The sequence below is a fragment of the Kribbella sp. NPDC020701 genome (assembly GCF_055562215.1).
Genome location: NZ_JBVHFT010000003.1, coordinates 274625 through 293018, shown reverse-complemented (window position 1 = coordinate 293018; position 18394 = coordinate 274625). Strand labels below are relative to the sequence as shown.

16 protein-coding genes are annotated in these 18394 nt (G+C 69.4%); 9 read left to right on the top strand and 7 right to left on the bottom strand.

What is annotated here, in order from left to right; all coding sequences use genetic code 11:
• The first annotated feature begins 49 nt into the window (after positions 1-49).
• From menE to menD, 3 genes are read left to right on the top strand one after another with little or no spacing between them, the layout of a single operon-like run.
• Positions 50-1141: an o-succinylbenzoate--CoA ligase gene (gene menE / locus ACZ3HV_RS08550; RefSeq protein ID WP_465682236.1), complete on the top strand. Its 1092-nt coding sequence runs from the start codon at positions 50-52 to the stop codon at positions 1139-1141.
• Complete coding sequence (locus tag ACZ3HV_RS08545) at positions 1138-2070, top strand: o-succinylbenzoate synthase (protein ID WP_465682234.1); 933 nt, start codon at positions 1138-1140, stop codon at positions 2068-2070. The genes menE and ACZ3HV_RS08545 overlap by 4 nt, the downstream gene beginning before the upstream one ends.
• Positions 2067-3707, top strand: coding sequence for a 2-succinyl-5-enolpyruvyl-6-hydroxy-3-cyclohexene-1-carboxylic-acid synthase (gene menD / locus ACZ3HV_RS08540; RefSeq protein WP_465682232.1), 1641 nt, complete (start codon positions 2067-2069; stop codon positions 3705-3707). The genes ACZ3HV_RS08545 and menD overlap by 4 nt, the downstream gene beginning before the upstream one ends.
• Here the strand turns inward: menD and mptB are convergent.
• The 4 genes from mptB to ACZ3HV_RS08520 all read right to left on the bottom strand — a co-directional run bounded on the left by mptB (position 3694) and on the right by ACZ3HV_RS08520 (position 8538).
• The gene (gene mptB / locus ACZ3HV_RS08535) at positions 3694-5115 is read right to left on the bottom strand and encodes a polyprenol phosphomannose-dependent alpha 1,6 mannosyltransferase MptB (RefSeq protein WP_465682230.1); all 1422 of its coding nucleotides are present in this window, start codon (positions 5113-5115) and stop codon (positions 3694-3696) included. The two genes, menD and mptB, sit on opposite strands and share 14 nt — an antisense overlap.
• Positions 5116-5165: 50 nt before the next feature.
• Positions 5166-5966: an ABC transporter permease gene (locus ACZ3HV_RS08530; protein WP_360359825.1), complete on the bottom strand. Its 801-nt coding sequence runs from the start codon at positions 5964-5966 to the stop codon at positions 5166-5168.
• A complete protein-coding gene (locus tag ACZ3HV_RS08525; protein WP_465682228.1) occupies positions 5963-6964 on the bottom strand; it encodes an ATP-binding cassette domain-containing protein in 1002 nt (333 codons plus the stop codon). The genes ACZ3HV_RS08530 and ACZ3HV_RS08525 overlap by 4 nt, the downstream gene beginning before the upstream one ends.
• 944 nt (positions 6965-7908) lie before the next feature.
• Complete coding sequence (locus ACZ3HV_RS08520) at positions 7909-8538, bottom strand: PadR family transcriptional regulator (RefSeq protein WP_465682226.1); 630 nt, start codon at positions 8536-8538, stop codon at positions 7909-7911.
• Positions 8539-8594: 56 nt separating this feature from the next.
• Here ACZ3HV_RS08520 and ACZ3HV_RS08515 point away from each other — a divergent pair, with 56 nt between their 5' ends.
• A complete protein-coding gene (locus ACZ3HV_RS08515; RefSeq protein ID WP_465682224.1) occupies positions 8595-9422 on the top strand; it encodes a GNAT family N-acetyltransferase in 828 nt (275 codons plus the stop codon).
• Here the strand turns inward: ACZ3HV_RS08515 and ACZ3HV_RS08510 are convergent.
• Entirely contained in the window at positions 9412-11949 is a 2538-nt protein-coding gene (locus ACZ3HV_RS08510) for a helix-turn-helix transcriptional regulator (protein ID WP_465682222.1), read from the bottom strand. The two genes, ACZ3HV_RS08515 and ACZ3HV_RS08510, sit on opposite strands and share 11 nt — an antisense overlap.
• Here ACZ3HV_RS08510 and ACZ3HV_RS08505 point away from each other — a divergent pair.
• From ACZ3HV_RS08505 to ACZ3HV_RS08495, 3 genes are read left to right on the top strand one after another with little or no spacing between them, the layout of a single operon-like run.
• Positions 11942-13114, top strand: coding sequence for a xanthine dehydrogenase family protein molybdopterin-binding subunit (locus ACZ3HV_RS08505; RefSeq protein ID WP_465682220.1), 1173 nt, complete (start codon positions 11942-11944; stop codon positions 13112-13114). The two genes, ACZ3HV_RS08510 and ACZ3HV_RS08505, sit on opposite strands and share 8 nt — an antisense overlap.
• The gene (locus ACZ3HV_RS08500) at positions 13111-13731 is read left to right on the top strand and encodes a hypothetical protein (protein WP_465682218.1); all 621 of its coding nucleotides are present in this window, start codon (positions 13111-13113) and stop codon (positions 13729-13731) included. Before ACZ3HV_RS08505 ends, ACZ3HV_RS08500 begins: the two co-directional genes overlap by 4 nt.
• A complete protein-coding gene (locus ACZ3HV_RS08495; RefSeq protein ID WP_465682216.1) occupies positions 13728-14054 on the top strand; it encodes a hypothetical protein in 327 nt (108 codons plus the stop codon). The genes ACZ3HV_RS08500 and ACZ3HV_RS08495 overlap by 4 nt, the downstream gene beginning before the upstream one ends.
• 13 nt (positions 14055-14067) lie before the next feature.
• Here the strand turns inward: ACZ3HV_RS08495 and ACZ3HV_RS08490 are convergent, their stop codons facing one another.
• Both ACZ3HV_RS08490 and ACZ3HV_RS08485 read right to left on the bottom strand, forming a co-directional pair.
• On the bottom strand, positions 14068-14685 hold the full coding sequence (locus ACZ3HV_RS08490) for an MBL fold metallo-hydrolase (protein ID WP_465682214.1): 618 nt from the start codon (positions 14683-14685) through the stop codon (positions 14068-14070).
• Between the two features lie 2 nt (positions 14686-14687).
• Entirely contained in the window at positions 14688-15959 is a 1272-nt protein-coding gene (locus ACZ3HV_RS08485) for an isochorismate synthase (RefSeq protein ID WP_465682212.1), read from the bottom strand.
• A 142-nt stretch (positions 15960-16101) separates the two neighbouring features.
• On the opposite strand from ACZ3HV_RS08485, the gene ACZ3HV_RS08480 reads away from it, so the two are divergent.
• The gene (locus tag ACZ3HV_RS08480) at positions 16102-16803 is read left to right on the top strand and encodes a demethylmenaquinone methyltransferase (protein WP_465682210.1); all 702 of its coding nucleotides are present in this window, start codon (positions 16102-16104) and stop codon (positions 16801-16803) included.
• A 193-nt stretch (positions 16804-16996) separates the two neighbouring features.
• Positions 16997-18310 (top strand): geranylgeranyl reductase family protein, encoded by a 1314-nt coding sequence (locus ACZ3HV_RS08475; protein ID WP_465682208.1) that lies wholly within the window; start codon positions 16997-16999, stop codon positions 18308-18310.
• The last annotated feature ends 84 nt before the right edge of the window (positions 18311-18394 follow it).

The following is an 18394-nucleotide window of genomic DNA, read 5'->3' as shown; positions in this document are numbered from 1 at the left end:
TCAGCCACTCGGCTGGTGCCCGCAACGAGGGCCGTACGCTCGGACTGACATGTCTACCTTGCGCCTGGTCCCCGGTACGCCGGAAGCCGTGCTGTCCGCGCTCACCGGCGTACTGGACGGCAGCGGTACGCCGTTCGCTCCGGTGCCCGCCGATCCGGCAGCGGCCGCCCGTGTCCGGCAGGCGGCTGCACCGGATGAGCCACTGGAGGACGACTGCGCGGTGGTGCTGACCACCTCCGGGTCATCCGGCGAGCCAAAGGGGGTACTGCTTTCCCGCGAGGCCCTACTGGCGTCCGCGGTCGCTACCCACGATCGCCTCGGCGGACCGGGCCAATGGCTGCTCCCGATGAAGCCGTACTTCATTGGCGGCCTGCAGATCCTCACCCGCTCGGTAGTTGCCGGTCTGGCGCCGGTGATCTCCGGAGAGAGCTTCACCGAGAGCGCTCAGGCGATGTCCGGGTCCCGGCGGTACACCGCGATGGTGCCGACCCAGTTGGCGCGCTATCTGGAGACAGACCTGGACGCATTGCGATCGTTCGACGCGATCATCATCGGTGGTGCCTCCACGCCGGCGCCTTTGAAGGCCCGCGCGGCTGAGGCCGGCGTTACGGCGATTCCGGCGTACGGGATGACGGAGACGGGCAGCGGTTGTGTGTACGCCGGTGTGCCGCTGGACGGGACGTCGATCGACTTGGACGGCGGGCGGATCCTGATCAAGGGGAGCACGTTGTTCTCCGGGTACCGGCTGCGACCGGAGTTGACGGCGGAGGTGCTGCGGGACGGGTGGTTTCGGACCCAGGACCGTGGTGAGTTTGTGGACGGACGGCTGCGAGTGGTCGGCCGGGTCGACGACGTGGTGATCTCCGGTGGGGTGAACGTCACGCTGACCACGGTGCAGGCGCGGCTGCTCGAGCATCCGAAGGTGAAGGACGCCGCCGTACTGGGTGTGCCTGATGCGGAGTGGGGTACGCGCGTGGTCGCGTTCGTGGTGGGCGAGCCCGGTCGCGATGAGGTGCGGGACTTTGTGTCCGAGGTGTTGCCGCGGGCGTGGGCGCCTCAGGATGTCATCCGGCTGGGCGCGTTGCCGATGCTTGCCTCGGGCAAGGTTGATCGCCAGGCGCTGCTGGAGGGCGCGCGGTGATCACGTACTCGATCGGCCTGAAGAACAAGTTCCGTGGGATCACCGTGCGCGAAGGCATGCTCTTCGAGGGACCGGCGGGCTGGGCGGAGTGGAGCCCGTTCCTGGACTACGACGAAGCGACCTGCGTGTCCTGGCTGCGGGCTGCCCGTGAAGCTGCCGAGGTTGGTTGGCCGGCGCCTCTCAGGGACGTCGTACCCGTCAACTGCACAGTGCCCGCGGTCGGTCCCGAGAAGGCAGCGGAGCTCGTCAGAGCGTCAGGGTGCGGTACGGCGAAGGTGAAGGTGGCTGAGCCCGGCCAGACGCTGGCGGAGGACGTCGCGCGGGTGGAGGCGGTCAGGGATGCGATCGGTCCTGGTCGGGTGCGCATCGACGCCAATGGTGCGTGGACAGTCGATCAGGCTGTGAAGAGTGTGAAGGCGTTGCGCCGGTTCGAGTTGGAGTACGTCGAGCAGCCGACAGCAACTGTTGAGGAGTTGGCCGAGGTACGCCGGCGCATCGACGTACCAGTAGCTGCCGACGAGTCGATTCGGCGGGCCGAGGATCCATACCTGGTCAAGAAGCTCGAGGCCGCGGACATCGCCGTACTAAAGGTGCAGCCGATCGGTGGAGTCCGAGCGTGCCTGGAGATCGCAGAGCGAATCGGACTGCCCGTCGTGGTGTCGTCTGCGCTGGAGACCTCCGTGGGCATCGCTGCCGGAGTCGCCCTAGCCGCCGCCCTGCCGGAGCTGCCGTACGCCTGCGGTCTGGCCACGGTGTCGATGTTCACGCAAGAGGTCGTCGCGGAACCGCTGCTTCCCGTCGACGGCTTCCTGCCAGTGCGGCGCGTGGAGCCGGATCCCAAGTTGCTGGACGCGGCTCGGGCGGACGAGACCAGGACTGCGGTGTGGGAAGACCGTATGGCGCGAGTACAGAAGAGGAGTGCCGGATGAACCCGTCCACGGCGTTCGCGACGGTAGTGGTCGACGAACTGATCCGGTGCGGTGTCCGCGAGGCCGTAGTGGCCCCGGGCTCCCGCAGCGCACCACTGGCGCTGGCACTCGCCGCGGCGGACCGAGACGGCCGGCTGCGGCTGCACGTCCGGATCGACGAGCGTACGGCAGGATTCCTGGCGATCGGATTGATCCGGGGAACCGGACTGCCGGTGCCGGTGGTGACTACCTCCGGTACGGCGGTGGCCAACCTGCACCCGGCTGTCTTGGAGGCGTCGCACAGCGGACTGCCGTTGATCGTCCTCAGTGCCGACCGACCGCCGGCGTTGCGGGGCAGTGGTGCCAACCAGACCACGGACCAGATCAAGGTATTCGGCTCCGCGGTCCGGCTGTTCCACGAGATGGGTACGCCGGTGCGCGAGTTCGGCCAGGTTGCGTACTGGCGCTCACAGGTCGCACGGGCCGTGGCCAACGCCACGGGTGCACGGTCTGCCGATCCGGGACCGGTGCAACTCAACTGCCCGTTGTCGGAGCCGCTCGTACCTACCGACGGTCCTGAGTGGCCAGAGCCACTAGGTGGACGCAGTACTGGGCCGTGGACCGCCGTGCACGCGGCAGCAGGGCAGCCGTCGGCTGTGGCACCGGGACCCAGGACCGTGGTGGTCGCTGGTGATGGCGCGTCGCAGGCCGCGCGGCTGGTGGCCGAGGCCGGCCAATGGCCGTTGTTCGCGGAGCCGTCCAGTCGGGCCCGGACCGGTCCGTCGGTGATCTCGGCGTACCGGCTGTTGCTGCAGGCAAGTTCTTTGGCGGACGAGATCGAGCGAGTGCTGGTGTTCGGGCACCCGACGTTGTCGCGGCCGATCTCCAAGCTGCTGGCGCGGCCGGACGTCGAGGTGATCGTGGTCTCGCCGACCGGGCTGTGGCCGGATCCGGCGCGCCGGGCGGCCTCCGTGGTGACCGGTCTCGAGGTCACCGACGCCGATGCAACCAACTGGCTGGACAGGTGGCAGCAGGCGGACCAGTCGGCCCGGCCGGCGATCGACAAGGTCCTCGCCGACAGCCTGAGCGGACCGCGCGTCGCGGCGATCGTCGGCGAGGCGGCCGGCGCCGACGGCATGCTCGTGGTCGCGTCCTCGAACCCGGTCCGCGACCTCGACCTCGCCCCGGTCGTCCCGATCCGGACCATCGCCAACCGCGGCCTGGCCGGGATCGACGGCACCATCTCGACCGCGGTCGGCGCGGCGCTGGCGAACGCCGGCCCGACCTACGCGCTGATCGGCGACCTGGCCTTCCTGCACGACGCCAACGGCCTCGTGATCGGTCCGGACGAGGCGCGGCCCGACCTGCGCATCATCGTCGTCAACGACAACGGCGGCGGCATCTTCTCCACCCTCGAGCAGGGCGACCCGACCCACGCCACGCACTTCGAGCGCGTCTTCGGTACGCCGCACAACGTGGACCTCGCCGCACTCTGCGCCGCCACGAATACGCCGTACCAGCTGGTGGAAACGCCGGATGCTCTCCGGGCTGCGTTGGCGCCGATCGTCGCCGGACTGGACGTGGTGGAGGCTCGCGTCTCCCGCACTGATCACCGGCCGCTGAACGAGGCGCTGCTGGCCGGCCTCAGCCAGTCGTAACCGGCACAGCTGCCTTTCGTGCTGGGTGCAAGGTGCGCAGGTGGTTGAGCAGCGGCAGGACCGAAGCGATGACCAGTGCGGTCGTTGTGAGGATCGGAATCGTCGCACCGCGCAGTGACGAGTTGAGTGGCGCTGCGATGGTGAAGATGAGGCTCACTGCCGTGATCGTGGTGATCAGTCGCCGGCCGGGTCGAGCGACGGCAAGGAACGGCAGACACCACAGGAAGTACCAGTCGTGCGCGGTCGGCCCGAGGAGGACCACAGCCAGCAAGGCGATGCCGACCGCCCGCGCCGCATGGTGGATCGACGACCGCAGACTCAGCACTGCGATCAAACTGACAGCGATGACCATCCCGACCAGCCGGACGATCTGTAGCGCCTGCTGGGCGGCGGTGTCCTCGCCCAACCACCCGAGTAAGCCCGACGCCGCCATGCCGATCAGGTTCGCGATCGAGAACGGCGAACGGACCAGTCCGGGTACGTCGAGGGCACTCAGCCATCCGGAACCCACGCCGGTCAGTTCGCCGATGGTGACCAGGGTGAGCACCGAGACCGCACCAGCGATGACCAGACTGGCGAACCGCAACGCCCGTCCGGCGAGTGGGCTCATCACTGCGGCGATGGCGATCACCACGAGTCCACCAGGCAGCTTCACCGCAGCCGCAGCACCTGCGACGACTGCCGCCGTACCCCATCGGCCGGTGAGGGCCAGGGCGAACGCGCTGCAGGCCAGTCCGAGCATCAGTACGTCGTTGTGCGCCGCGCCGATGCCATGCGTGATCAGCATCGGGTTCAGCACCACCAGCCAGGTCGCGAAGACCGGATCCACCCGGCAGGCGGTCGCGAGCCGCGGTACGGCCCAGGCGATCAGCACGATGCCCAGTACGGCGAGCAGTCGGTGGGCCAGCATCAGGACGTACGGGTCCATGGTGAGGTGTGCGACCAGACCGCCGTACGCGAGTGGCAGTGGACCGTACGGCGCAGGTGTCTGCATCCACATCGGGTCGACCGCTTCGACGATGTGGCCAGACAGTACGCCGGGGCCGACGTCGTACGGGTTGTAGCCCTCGGCCACGAGTGCGCCCTGCGCCGCGTAGCTCCATGCGTCGCGGCTGAACAGTGGTGGGATCAGGAGCAGCGGTGCGCTCCAGTACGCCGCCATCCGCAGCAGGGGAGGCCGGAGTCCGGCCATCACCTGGCGGCCCACGGTCAGCCAGGCCCAGGCCATCAGCCCGAGCCCGGCCACCATGAACGTGAGCCCGACCATCCGGCCGGGCAGGGAGTGCCGCAGCGCACCGGTGAACGGCAGTGTGGCGACCCATGAGGACGGCGGCACCACTGATGTCACCAGGCTCGCCACGGCAACTACGACGGAGCCGACAACCCCACGGACCATCGGCGAACGCACAGCAGGACGCTAGGCCTGCTGTGCGACCTCCCGATGAACAACGGCTTGCGTCAGGCGGATTCCTTGCGGAAGGTGCGGGCGCCGACCGCCAGGCCGATGACCGTCAGCAGAACCACCCAGAACAGCCCCCACAGCGACGCACTGCTGCCGATGTCGCCGCGGAACAGCGCTCGTACGCCGTTGACGACGTGCTTGAGCGGACTGATGTCGGACAGGCGCTGCAGCCAGGTCGGGCCGATCTGCATCGGCAGCAGGATGCCGGACAGCAGCAGCAACGGCATGGCGATCCCGTTCAGCAGTGGGGCCAGTGCGTCCTCGCTCTTGGTGATGAGCGCGACGGAGTACGACAGCGAGGCGAACGTGGCGCCGAGCAAGGCGACGATCACCAGCGACAGCAGTACGCCGCCCCATGGGGCGCGCAGTCCCAGCGGGAGCGCGGCGAGCAGCAGCAGGATCGACTGGACCACGAGTACGACGACATCGCGCAGTACTCGCCCTGCCATCAGAGCGATCCGGGACGCCGGGGTGACCCGGTCGGCCTCGATCACGCCGGCCCGGTACTCGGCGATCAGGCCGAAGCCGACGAACATCGCGCCGAACATGCCGAGCTGGACGATCAGGCCGGGGATGAACACCTGGTAGGCGTTCGTGGTCGCGCCCTGGCTGATCTGTGCGGTGATCGGCTTCAGCAGCGGGCCGAACAGGAACAGGTACAGCAGTGGCTGGCTGAGCATCAGGATCGACCACATCGGGTTGCGCAGCGACAGCCGCATCGCCCGGTGGAACACGATCCAGGTCTCCCGGAACACGTTACCGGGGTAATGGAGTCGGGTCAGGGTCTGCGCGGTCATGCCACGGCCTCCTTCTCGGCTTCCTCGTCGGCTGCGGGTGTGGTGGCGTCCTCGTCGCGCAGGGACCGGCCGGTCATGGTCAGGAACACGTCGTCCAGGGTCGGGCGGTGCACCTCGACTCCGTGCAGCTCGATGCCCTGGGCATCGATCGAGCGGAGCAGACCGGGCAGCACCGAACCACCCTTCGGGATGCGGAAGCCGACCACGTCACCATCGGTCTCGACCTCGACCGCGCCGGGGAGCTCAGCCGCGATCTTGCTCACCGCGGGAGCCTCGGTGCCGTCGGCCAGGCTGAGCCGGACCGCGTCGCCGGAGACCTGCTGCTTCAGGGTCTCCGGGGTGCCGGAGGCAACGATCTTGCCGTGGTCGATGACCAGGATCCGGTCGCAGAGCGCGTCCGCCTCGTCCAGGTAGTGGGTGGTGAGGAAGATCGTCGCGCCGCGGTCGCGGAGGCCGCGGATGTGCTCCCACAGGTTCGCCCGCGCCTGCGGGTCGAGGCCGGTGGTCGGCTCGTCCAGGAAGATCAGCTTCGGGTCGTGGATCAGGCCCATCACGATGTCGAGACGGCGCCGCTGGCCGCCGGACAGGGTCTTGCATTGCCGCTTCCACAGGCCGGGCAGATCGAGTTCCTCGAACAGGCGCTGCCCGTCCGCGGCCGCCTTGGCCTTCGGTACGCCGTACAGCCGGGCGTGGTCGACGACCTCGTCACCGGCGACGGCCTCCGGCAGGGTCGACCCGCTCTGCGGCACGTAGCCGATGCCGCGCCGGACGCCGACCGGATCCTTGGCCAGGTCGCACCCGGCCACTGTCGCGGTGCCGCTGGTCGGCGTGATCAGGGTCGCCAGCATCCGCAGCGTGGTGGTCTTGCCGGCCCCGTTCGGCCCGAGAAAGCCGACGATCTCCCCGTCGGCGACATCAAGGTCAACCCCCTGCACGGCCTGCACCGGCCCGCGCTTGGTCTTGAAGGTGCGGACAAGCCCGCGAGCTTCGATCATCATCCGGCCAGTGTCATAAATCAACCTTGAATAGTCAATGTTGATTAAATCCGGTACCAGGAGCCTTCCCGCGCGTGCTACGCAGGCACTCTTTCGTCGCACCTGCTACGCGCGCTCCCGCCCACCGTCCGGCTCGTCGCCGGTGCATCCTTGCCGAGCTACCGCCGGCGCTTGCGGGCCGACGCCCGCGATCTGCGAGGGCTGCCGCCCCGCGTGTGGCTCACTGACGCTCAGCGCTCTGCGGCCCCATCACCCACGGTTTGCGGCTCATCGCCCGCAGGCTGCGCGCTCCCACGTCGCGCGATCGACTACGTCGCTGCCGTCCGCCCGCTGGACAAACCCCTGTCCGGGGTAACCGAGCTGAGCCTGCCGACGTTGATTCGTGGATGGTGGTTCCCGACACGCCGTCGATTGGCAACCCGATCCACGACTCGACGACCGGCCTCCAACGGCGGAGGGACCTGGATGCACGACTCGACGATTGGCAGGCGCGCGTAGCACGCATGGGGCCACCCGGTTGACGTCACGGGCGCCCCGCCCGAGGTGAACGCCGACCCAGCCGTCGACCGGCGGCGACAGCCGCACACCGCGGCGGCAGCCCGCAAGGTACGTCGGGTGGGCGGGCAGCGCGCGTGGCCGGCGCGACGAAGACATCCCAGCGTTTGGGTGTCAAGCGGCCGTGGTCACCAGCTCAACGTGAGTCGCCCGAGCTGTGAACTCGCGATGGACTGGGGAGGGTTTTCTCCCGATTCGGGGGTAAAAACCTCCCAAGTCCGTGGGGAGCTGACGGTTGGCGTGACGGCGGTCGTCTCGCGGGCGTGCGGCGGTCTGGGGTGGTTGATCGCGCGCGGCAGCACGCGTGGGCTCAACCCAGCACGCGTCAGCACATCGCCTGACCCACCACGGTCCGCGGGGTACTCGACCGCGGTAGCACGCGTGGGGAGGAATCAGTCGGTGGGTGGTTTAGGGGTTTCGTCCCAGTGGGTGATCAGGCCGGGGGTGGGGGTCCAGTCGTCGGGTTCGCCGGCGAAGGCGTAGGCGCCGTCTTGGATCCGCTGGTGGAAGGAGCGGGTCCAGTCGAGTTCGCCGTTGTCGCGGGCGGTGGTGATGCGGAACATCTCGATCACGTGGTTCGGCGTACCGGGGTCTTCCAGGATCTGACGCTCGCTGAACGGCTCGGCCTTCTGGCGTTGCTCGAGTTGGACGATGCGCGCCTCGAGCGCCGCGAGCACCTCGTCGCGCCGCAGCGACCACATGAAGGCCAGCGCGGCCCCCATTCGGTCGGGGTGGAAGCCGTCCACGGTCCACAGGATCTCCCGCAGCAGCGAGAAATACTCCGTCTCGCCGTCGGCCGTCAGCTTGTACGACGTGCGCCCGGGCCGGTGCGGGCCGTCCTGCTCGATCTCCTGCAGGTACCCGTGCTTGGCCAGCGTCCGCAGCCCGGTGTAGATCGAGCCGGGGTTGATGTTCGCCCAGTCCTGCACGTTCCAGGTGATCAGCTCACGACGCAACTGGTACCCGTACGCCGGCTGGAAGATCCGCACGACCCCGAGCAGCAGCAACCGCGTGGTGGACATGCTCGCAGTGTAAATCCGGGCGACTCGGTGAGCGTGGAGGCGTACTCTCCGGAGCCATGGATGTGCGTGTGACGAGCGACCCGAGAGCCTTCGAGCAGACGGTGTTTCCTTTCCTGCAACAGGATCCGGTGCTGCACACGATCATCATGAGTAACGTCCACGAGCGTGCGAACGGGACCGCCCGCGCCGAGGACGAGCCGTCGTACTTCGTCTCCGTCCATGACGGCGGCGTGGTCGGGGTGGCCATGCGGACTCCGGGGCGCGGTGTCTACCTCGGTGCGCTGCGGCCCGAGCTCGCGGAGCCGGTGGCCGATGCGTACGCCGACGTACTGCCGGAGCTCACCGGTGTCGCGGGTGATCAGCCCGCTGCCAAGGCCTTCGCAGAGCGGTGGTGTGAGCGGCGCGGCGGCCAGGCGACGGAGACCAAGGGCACCCGGCTGCACAAGCTCGGCACGCTCACGTCGCTCCCGGCGGACGCGGGCGGGCCACGGCCGATGAACGCGGATGAGGTCGACCTGGTCAGCACCTGGGGCCACGACGGATTCGCGGAGGAGCTGCGGACCGGCTACCGGGAGTGGGCCGAGCGGCACTTGCGGCAGCAGACCATGTGGATCTGGGAGGTCGACGGCGAGCCGGTGAGCATGGTCGGCTACCACCTCCCGATCTTCGGCGTCTGCCGGGTCGGCCCGGTCTACACGCCACCCGAGCGGCGCCGGCATGGGTACGCCGGCGCCCTGACCAGCCACGTATCCGCCGAGATCCTTGCGCAAGGCAACCAAGCCTGCCTCTGCACCGACCTCGCCAACCCGACCTCGAACAAGATCTACCACCAGGCCGGCTACCGCCCCGTCGCCGACTTCGTCGACGTCGAGTTCACCGCATGAGTCCGTGGCGTGAAGTGATGCCGAGCTTGGTGTAGATGTTGCCGAGGTGGTACTCGACGGTGCGTGGGCTGAGGAACAGCCTGCTCCCGATCTCGGGGTTGGAGCATCCGTCGCCGGCCAGGCGGGCGATCTGGCTCTCGCGGGCGGTGAGTTGGTTGGTGGTGGCGGGAGTGCGTTTGCGGGCGGTTTCGCCGGTGGCGAGGAGTTCCCGGCGGGCGCGTTCGGCGAAGGCTTCGGCTCCCATCTCGGTGAACAGGTCGTGGGCGGTGTGGAGTTGTTCGCGGGCGTCGTGGCGGCGGCGTCGCCTCCGGAGCCATTCGCCGTACAGAAGGACGGCACGGGCGAGGTCCGTGCGGACCCGGGTCTTGGCGAGCCGGTCGATCGCTTCGCGGTAAAGGGGTTCGGCCGTCCGGTCGTCGCTGACCAGCGCGCGTGAGCGGGCCTCGATCCCGAGTGCCCAGTCGGTACCGCTCGCGCTGGTCATCGCGGTGATCCAGCCCAGGGTTTCCCTCGACGCCGCGCTCTTCCCGCTGCGTACGGCCGCCTCGACGAACTCGGTCGCGGCCCAGTTCACCGCGCCCGGGGTCCGCACCTCGGGAGCGTTCACCCGGCCGAGTGCGCGGTGCGCGGCGGCCATCGCCTCGTGGTAGCGGCCGAGGCCGTTGTTGAGCACCGCGTTCGCCCGTTCGGCGACGACGACCCCGATGCCCTCGCCCCGGTGGGTCGCGTCCGCGATGGTGGCTTCGATCCGGGTGGACGCCTCGGCGCGCTCACCGCGCAGAGCGGCAACGGCGAGCGCGGCGTACGGCGCCGGATTGCTTCCGGTCGCCTCGGTCACGGTCTGGACCTCGTCGACGAGAGCTCCAGCGGCGCCGAGATCGCCGGCGAACAGCAGCAGATAGGCGCGCATGCTCAGCGCGAGCGGTAGCTCACTCAAGGCGCCGGTCGTGCGGGCGAGCTCGAGGTAGCGGGCGGACAGATCGTCCCAGCACTCGTCTGCCCACAGATGCAAGGCCGCGACGCAGGCCAGCCACGACCAGCGCAGCTCCTCCGCGGCGGACATGCCCTCGCCGAACGAGGTCACTGCTCGCCGCAACAGCGGGACACCGGCTGCGTAGCCCTCGGTGAAGTTGGCGGCCAGGCCGGCCAGGAGGAGATCCGGCGAGGTGGGCTCTTGCGGCCGGGGCGTCGCACTGGCGGCGCGCGCCACGGCCAGCGAGTTCCCCTCCGGATCGGCCAGCCGGTCCGCGAACATGGCAGCCGTCAGTGCGTCCAGGTACGTCTCCCGGGACAGCGCGGTGTCGATCGGCGCGAGGCGCTTCGCGGCGTTGTGCAGCAGCGGCGCGGCATCCCGGCCCCGGTTGGTGGCGAAGGCGACCTGCGCGCGCAGGAGGTCGACGCGAGCCTGTTGCAGTTCGCTGAGTGGTCCGGCCTCCGCCATCACCAATAGGTTCAGCGCCGCATCGAACGCCCCGGCCTGGCTCTTGGTTCGCGCCGCCGCCAGCGCCCGGGTCGCCCGCTGCGCCGGATCCAGGGTCAGCTGTGCGGAGCGTTCGAGGAACGCGGCGGCCGCGGCCAAGCCGCCGCGGGCTTGGGCGCGGCCGGCGGACTGTTCCAGTTCCGCGGCCACGGCGTCGTCGGGGCCACTCGCCGCGTGGGCGAGGTGCCAGACGCGGCGGTCGGCGTCGCGCGCCGGATCGGTGACGTCTGCCAGCGCGCGGTGCGCCTCCCAGCGTTCCTCCGGCGTCGCCTCCCGATGGATCGCCGAGCGCACCAGCGGATGCCGGAAGGTGACCCGCTCGTGGAACCGCACCAGACCGGCGAACTGCGCTGGATCGACCGTGTCGACGGCGATGCCCAGTTGTTGCGCGGCACGACGTACCAGGGCCGCGTCGCCGGCCGGTTCGACCGCGGCGACGAGGAGCAGCCGGCGGGTGTCGGACGGCAACGGCGCGAGTCGGCGCTGGAACGTGTCCTCGATCCGATGGGTGAGTTGCTGTGCGTCGGGCAGGCCGAAGCCACCGGCGAGTTCGGCGTAGCTGAGGTCCTGGGGTAGCTCCAGCAGTGCGAGTGGGTTTCCGCGAGTCTCGGCGAGGATGCGGTCGCGGACCCGTTCGTCGATGGGTCCGGGGATCGCCGCGCTGAGGAGCTCTCGTGCGTGTTCTGGCGGGAGGCCGCCGACGTCGAGCCGGGGCATGCCGGAGAAGGGCTCGTCGTCGGCCGAGTCGCGGAGGGCGAAGACGATGGCGACGGATTCGGCCATCAGCCGGCGGGCCACGAACGTGAGAGTTCGTGCGGAGGTGTCGTCGAGCCATTGCGCGTCGTCGACAGTGCAGAGCAGTGGTTCCTCGGCAGCGGCATCGGCCACCAGGCTGAGGACGGCCAGGCCGACCAGGAAGCGGTCCGGTGGGGGACCGGTCCGAAGGCCGAAGGCGGTGCCGAGCGCGTCACCTTGTGGGGACGGAATGTGGTCGAGCCGGTCGCCCACGTTCACCCGCGGCCCGGGCGAGTCGCTCGGCGTGTTCACCCTCGAGACGGCGATGGACGAGCTCGCCTACCAGTTGGCCATCGATCCGGTCGAGCTGAGGCTGCGCAACCACACGCCGGTCGACCCGTTCGGCAATCCTTGGTCCAGCGACGGGCTGGTGGAGTGTCTTCGCCTCGGCGCCGAGCGGTTCGGGTGGTCCGGACGGAACCCCGCGCCACGGACGACCCGCGACGGCGAGTGGCTGGTCGGCACCGGGGTGTCGGCCGCGGCGTACCCGATCGCGTTCTTCATGCCACCGCAGCGGGCGCGGGCCCGGATCTTCGCCGACGGCAGCGCGATCGTGCAGACCTCGACGCAGGAGTTCGGCACCGGCGTACTGACCATGGCCACCCAGGTCGGCGCCGATGCCCTCGGCGTCGCCCTGCGCGACATGGAGTTCCAGGCCGGCGACAGCGACCTGCCGAACAGTACGGCGGCCGTCGGCTCGGCCGGTGCCGGCATGGTCAGCTCCGCCGTCCACGCAGCGGGTACGGCGCTGCGCGAGCAGCTGATCGCCTTGGCGGTCGGCGATGAACAGTCGCCCCTGCACGGAGCCGGACCAGGCTCGGTGAAAGTGGCGGACGGCCACCTGACGTCGGCCGAACGCCCGGGCGCGGTCGACACGTACCGTGAGCTGCTGTCGCGCAATCACCTGTCCGACGCAGAGGCGCTCGGCGCGTGGCGGCCGCCACCCCTGGACACGCCGCACGGGCTGCTCACGTTCGGCGCGCAGTTCGCCGAAGTAGCGGTCGATCCCGAGCTCGGCCTGGTCCGCGTGCGCCGGCTGAACGGCGCGTTCGCACCCGGGCGAGTGCTCAACCCGCTGCTGGCCCACAGCCAGCTGATGGGCGGCATGCTGTGGGGGATGAGCCAGGCGCTCCTCGAGGGCAACCACATGGATCCTCGCTACGGCCGGTGGGCAGAGACGAACCTGGCGGAGTACCTCGTGCCGGTCAACGCCGACGCCCCCGAGGTTCGCGTCGACTTCGTGGACGTGGACGACGAACTGGTCGGCCCGCTCGGCGCCAAGGGCGTGGGCGAGATCGGTCAGGTCGGTGTCGCGGCCGATGTCGCGAACGCGGTCTTCCACGCGACCGGCCGACGGATCCGCAGCCTGCCGATGGCGCCGGAGCTCGTGATGGATCCGGCCGACGCCGGGAGATGAACACTGTCGGGCCGGCGGGTTCCCCCTCGCCCGCCGGCCGCTCCCGGCTCCCGGAACGACCGCCGCTCTCGCAACCACGCAGTACCGGCTCGCGATCGTCCCGGCAGCCTGCACTCGGGTTGCTCGGCCTGCTGCTCGTCGTCCCGGTCGCGGTGGCGCTGGCGATCGGTGCCGGCGGCGAAGGGTCGATCCGCGTCCTCGCACCGCTCGTGACGTTCTCGCTGCCGCTCGTCGTGATGATCGCGTTCTGGTGGGAGGACTGGCCGGGCACCCGGCTGCGAAGTAGCTGGTCGGGCTGGGCTGACACCGTACTGATCATTGCGGGCGCGATCGTCCTGACCGCTGCCGGTCAGGCCCTGGCTGGTCGTCTCGATCCCGCGGCCCTGTTCGATCCGGCACCCGGTCCGGGCCACGTACCGACGTTTCCCGCGACCATGCCGCTCGCCGGGCTGGCGTTCGTCGTCACGCTTCAGATCACGCTCGTCGGTGAGGGGTGGCCGCTGCGACGCCTCGACACGCTGGCCGTTCGCGACTGTCGCGAGTCGAGCGGCTCGCCTCACCATCGCCCACGTCACGGTGATCGGCGGCGGGATCGTCAGCTACCTCGTCCTGCGTGAACTGCTGGGATTTGACTCCTGCGCGCATCACCGCGCTCAGTGGCTGCTTCATCGCCGCCGGCCTGTTGTTCGGCATGCTGTTCGAGGGCTGGCTCGGCAATCTCGGCCCCACCGTCGAACGTGTCGCCCTCCTGTTGGCCACGCTCGCCTTGGCGGCCCTGTTGGCGATCGCCTTGCAGGAAATCGCGAACAGGGCCATGCACCTGACGCCCAGGGCCGCCGACGACTGGGTCGGCCACGCCGCCCTCAACGCCCTCGCCACCGCGACCATCCTCCATGTCGCGATCGGACGCCGCTGGCCTTTCCCGAACCCTGCCGAGTAGCGGCTGTTCAGGGTCAGTTGATGTCTAGGGTGTCGCCGGGGGCGAGGGCCTTGTAGGGGCGGTCGTCGGAGTTGAGGAAGCGGGGCATCATGCTGAGGCCGATCGGGCTGAGCAGGCCGTCGTGGATGCCGACGAGCTGCTCGGCCTTGACCGCGCGGGCGTAGTCGACGGCCGGCGGCAGCGCGAACCACGGGCCGGAGATCGGCACCAGATTGGTGTGCACGGCCCGGTCCGGCTGGGTGAACGAGTCGCCCGGGTGGTAGACGGCGTCGTCGATCAGGAAGCCGATGTTCTCGCAGGGCACGCCCCACTCCGGCAGGATCACCGCGTGGTCCTTGCCATAGGCACTGACCGAGAACCCGGCCGCCTCGAAGGACTGGCCACCGGCCACCACGTGCACCTTGTCGCCCAGTGCGGTCAGCTGCGCCGCGACGCCGGCGTTCGTGTAGACGGGTACGTCGAGCGCGGCGACCCGCTCGATGTCGAGATGGTCCTGGTGCTCGTGCGTCACCAGGATCGCGTCGGCCTTCTCGAACGCCGCGTCCTCACTGAACGATCCCGGGTCGACGAGCAGCGTCTTCCCGTCCTTCTCCAAGCGGACACAAGCGTGTGCGAACTTCGTCAGCTTCACAGTCAGTCTCCCAGAGCGTCTCTCATCGGAACCAGTTTGGCGTTCGTCTCGGCCAGTTCGGCGACCGGATCGGACCCGGCCACGATGCCCGCGCCGGCGAACAACCGCATCCGGCGTGGGTCGTCCGGGTCGGCCTGGCCACAGCGCAGCGCGATGCACCACTCGCCGTCGCCGGCCGCGTCCATCCATCCGACCGGTCCGCTGAAGCGGCCGCGCCGCATCCCCTCGATCTCACCGATCAACGCCCGCGCCACGTCGGTCGGCGTACCGCAGATCGCCGCTGACGGGTGCAGTGCGGCGGCCAGGCCGAGGGCGGAGGCGCCGTTGTTGGCGACGCCGGCGACATCGGTGGCCAGATGCATCACGTTCGGCAGGTGCAGCACGAACGGCGTCTCGGGGACGTTCATCGACGTGCAGTGTGGCGTCAGCGCTTCCGCTACCGAGCGGACCGCGTACTCGTGCTCCTCCAGGTCCTTGCTCGATCGCGCCAGCGACGCCGCCAGGGCCAGGTCGTGCGCGTCGTCACCCGTACGGCGGATGGTCCCGGCCAGCACGCGTGACGTGATCAGGCCCTTCTCCCGCCGGACCAGCAGTTCGGGAGTGGCGCCGATCAGTCCGTCGACGGAGAACGTCCAGCAATTCGCGTACGCCGCTGCGAGCCGGCGCAACGGCCAGCGCAAGTCGATCGGCTGCTCGGCGATCGCGATCAGGTCGCGCGCGAGCACCACTTTGTCGAGTTCGCCGGCGGTGATCCGCTGGACCGCGTCAGCGACGATGCTCGACCAGTCCGTGCCGGAGCGCGCGCCGTCGGCGAACGCGACGTCGTACACCGGGGAGGGCTCGTGCGTGACCAGCTCGGGCGATGTGGCGATCGAGCTCGCCGGCGAGATCGTGGTCACCCAGGTGGTGCCGCCGCGGCGGCCGACGATCACCTCGGGGACGACCAGCTGGCTCGGGTCCTGGTCGGTGAAACCGAACGATCCGAAGCAGACCAGCCCCGATCCCGGTACGCCGACTTCGTCGCGGACCACCGCGGCCGCGGTCAGCTCCTGCCACCAGGAGACCGCCTCCTGGAAGCGGTTGCCACCGGCAACGTCGAGACGGGCGGCGACACCCCAGCCGACCTGACCGTCGCCCCGCCGGACCCAGGCCAGGCCGCCCTCGGCCGGCAGATGGTCCATCAGCTGCGCCGACACTCCGTCGACAGGCTGGCTGCGGATGACCAGATGTGGGGCGGGCTCATGACCGGATCGGACCGGGTCAGACAAGCTCACGACACCCCTCCTCGCTCGCGCTCCGGCCCCGGGTCACGATGGCCGGCCGACTCCCTGGAGATGCACTCACGAGATGCAAGCGTATGCCTGCCCGATGTCCAGCGAATTTCGGCGCCCGTCGGAGCCGTGATCAACTAGACAGGTGACCCGCGCAGACCTGAGCAAAGAACCGCATGCCGTGGCGGCCATGTTCGACAACGTGGCCGAGGGGTACGACCGGACCAACGCGGTGGCGACGATGGGTCTGGAGAAGCTGCACTGGCGGCCGGCGACGCTGGCCGAGATCGCGCCGCGGAAGGGGATGAAGATCCTCGACCTGGCGGCCGGGACCGGTGCGTCGAGCATCAAGCTGCGCGAGGCCGGCGCCGAGGTGGTGTCGTGCGACTTCTCGGTCGGCATGCTCCGGGTCGGCAAGCGCCGCTATCCCGACCTCGACCTGATCGCCGGGGACGCGCTGAAGCTCCCGTTCGCCGACGACACGTTCGACGTGGTGACGATCTCGTGGGCCCTGCGGAACGTGAACGACGTCGGCCTCGCGCTGCGCGAGATGCTCCGGGTGACCCGGCCCGGCGGGCGCCTCGTCGTACTGGAGAACTCGCACCCGACCTGGAAGCCGTTCCGCGTCGCGTACCTGGAGTACATGATGCGTGCCGTTCCCGTAGTCGCGAAGGCGGTCTCCACCAACCCCGAGGCGTACGAGTACCTGGCGGAGTCCGTTCGCGCCTGGCCCGCCCAGGAACCCCTGGCCCGGACCATCGAGTCCACCGGCTGGACCCGGGTCCAATGGCGCAACCTCACCGGCGGCCTGGTGGCCATCCACCGGGCCGTCAAGCCCGGACAGTAGACCAGCGGGATCACTGGTCCACAGTGCGGCGGACACAGATTTACGCAAGGTGAATCGTGCGTAAATCTGTGTCCAGCAAGGGGATCAGGGCCGGTTTCGTGTCCGAGTCAGGCAGTCCTAGACTGTCGGATGACCAGGCCTCGTGAATCCCTTCACGAGTGAACAAAGCCCCAGACTTCCAGGCCGGGATGAGATGAGCCAGAGCGTGCCGAGCGGGCAGCAGGCGGAGACCGCCGATGTGATCGTCGTCGGCGCCGGACCCGCAGGCTCGGCGGCGGCGTACCACCTGGCCACTGCGGGCCTCGACGTGCTGCTGCTGGAGAAGACCGCGTTCCCGCGGGAGAAGGTCTGCGGCGACGGGCTCACCCCGCGCGGGACCAAGCAGCTCATCAACATGGGCATCGACATCTCCGAAGAGGCCGGCTGGATCCGCAACTACGGTCTGCGCATCCAGGGCGCGGGGCACGTGCTGCAGCTCGACTGGCCGGATCTGGCCAGCCACCCGAACTACGGCCTGACACGCAACCGGATGGACTTCGACGACATGCTCGCCCGGCAGGCCGTGAAGGCCGGGGCGCGGCTGCGCGAGCGGACCAACGTGTCGGGACCGATCCTGGACGACAAGGGCTTCATCGTCGGCGTCACCGCGAAGCCGGTCGACGACAACGGCCGCCGCGCCGGTGCCGACCTCGAGTTCCGCGCCCCGCTGGTGATGGCCGCCGACGGCAACTCGTCGCGGCTCAGCATCGCGATGGGCCTGCACAAGCGCGACGACCGCCCGATGGGTGTCGCCGTACGGACGTACTTCACCAGCCCCCGCCACGACGACGACTACCTCGAGTCGTGGCTGGAGCTGTGGGCCGACGACCCGAAGCAAGCGGGCCAGAAGGTGCTGCTGCCCGGGTACGGCTGGATCTTCGGGATGGGCGACGGCACCGTCAACGTCGGCCTCGGCATCCTGAACACCTCCGACGCCTTCGGCAAGGTCGACTACGCCGACCTGCTCAAGCAGTGGCTGAAGAACACGCCGGAGGAGTGGCAGTTCCGCGACGAGTTCCAGACCATCCCGATCCGTGGTGCCGCCTTGCCGATGGGCTTCAACCGGCAGCCGCACTACACCCGTGGACTCATGCTGCTGGGTGATGCGGGCGGCATGGTCAACCCGTTCAATGGCGAGGGCATCCCGTACGCGATGGAGTCCGGGGCGTTCGCCGCCGAAGTCGCCGCCCAGGCACTGCGCCGGCAGCTGAACCAGCGGGAGCGCGCGTTGACGGCGTACCCGAAGGCGCTCAAGCAGGAGTACGGCGGTTATTACACGCTCGGCCGGATCTTCGTGAAGCTGATCGGAAATCCGGAGGTGATGCGGCTGTGCACCAAGTACGGTCTGCCGCGCACCACGCTGATGAAGTTCACCTTGAAGTTGCTGGCCAACCTCACCGACCCGCGTGACGGGGACGTGATGGACAAGATCATCAACGGTCTCACCAAGCTCGCACCGGCGGCCTGACCGGCGGGGCGAGTGAGCTGAGCCACAGCGGTACTGATAACACAGTGCTGTTCCGAAACAGACAGAAACAGACAGACCACCGGC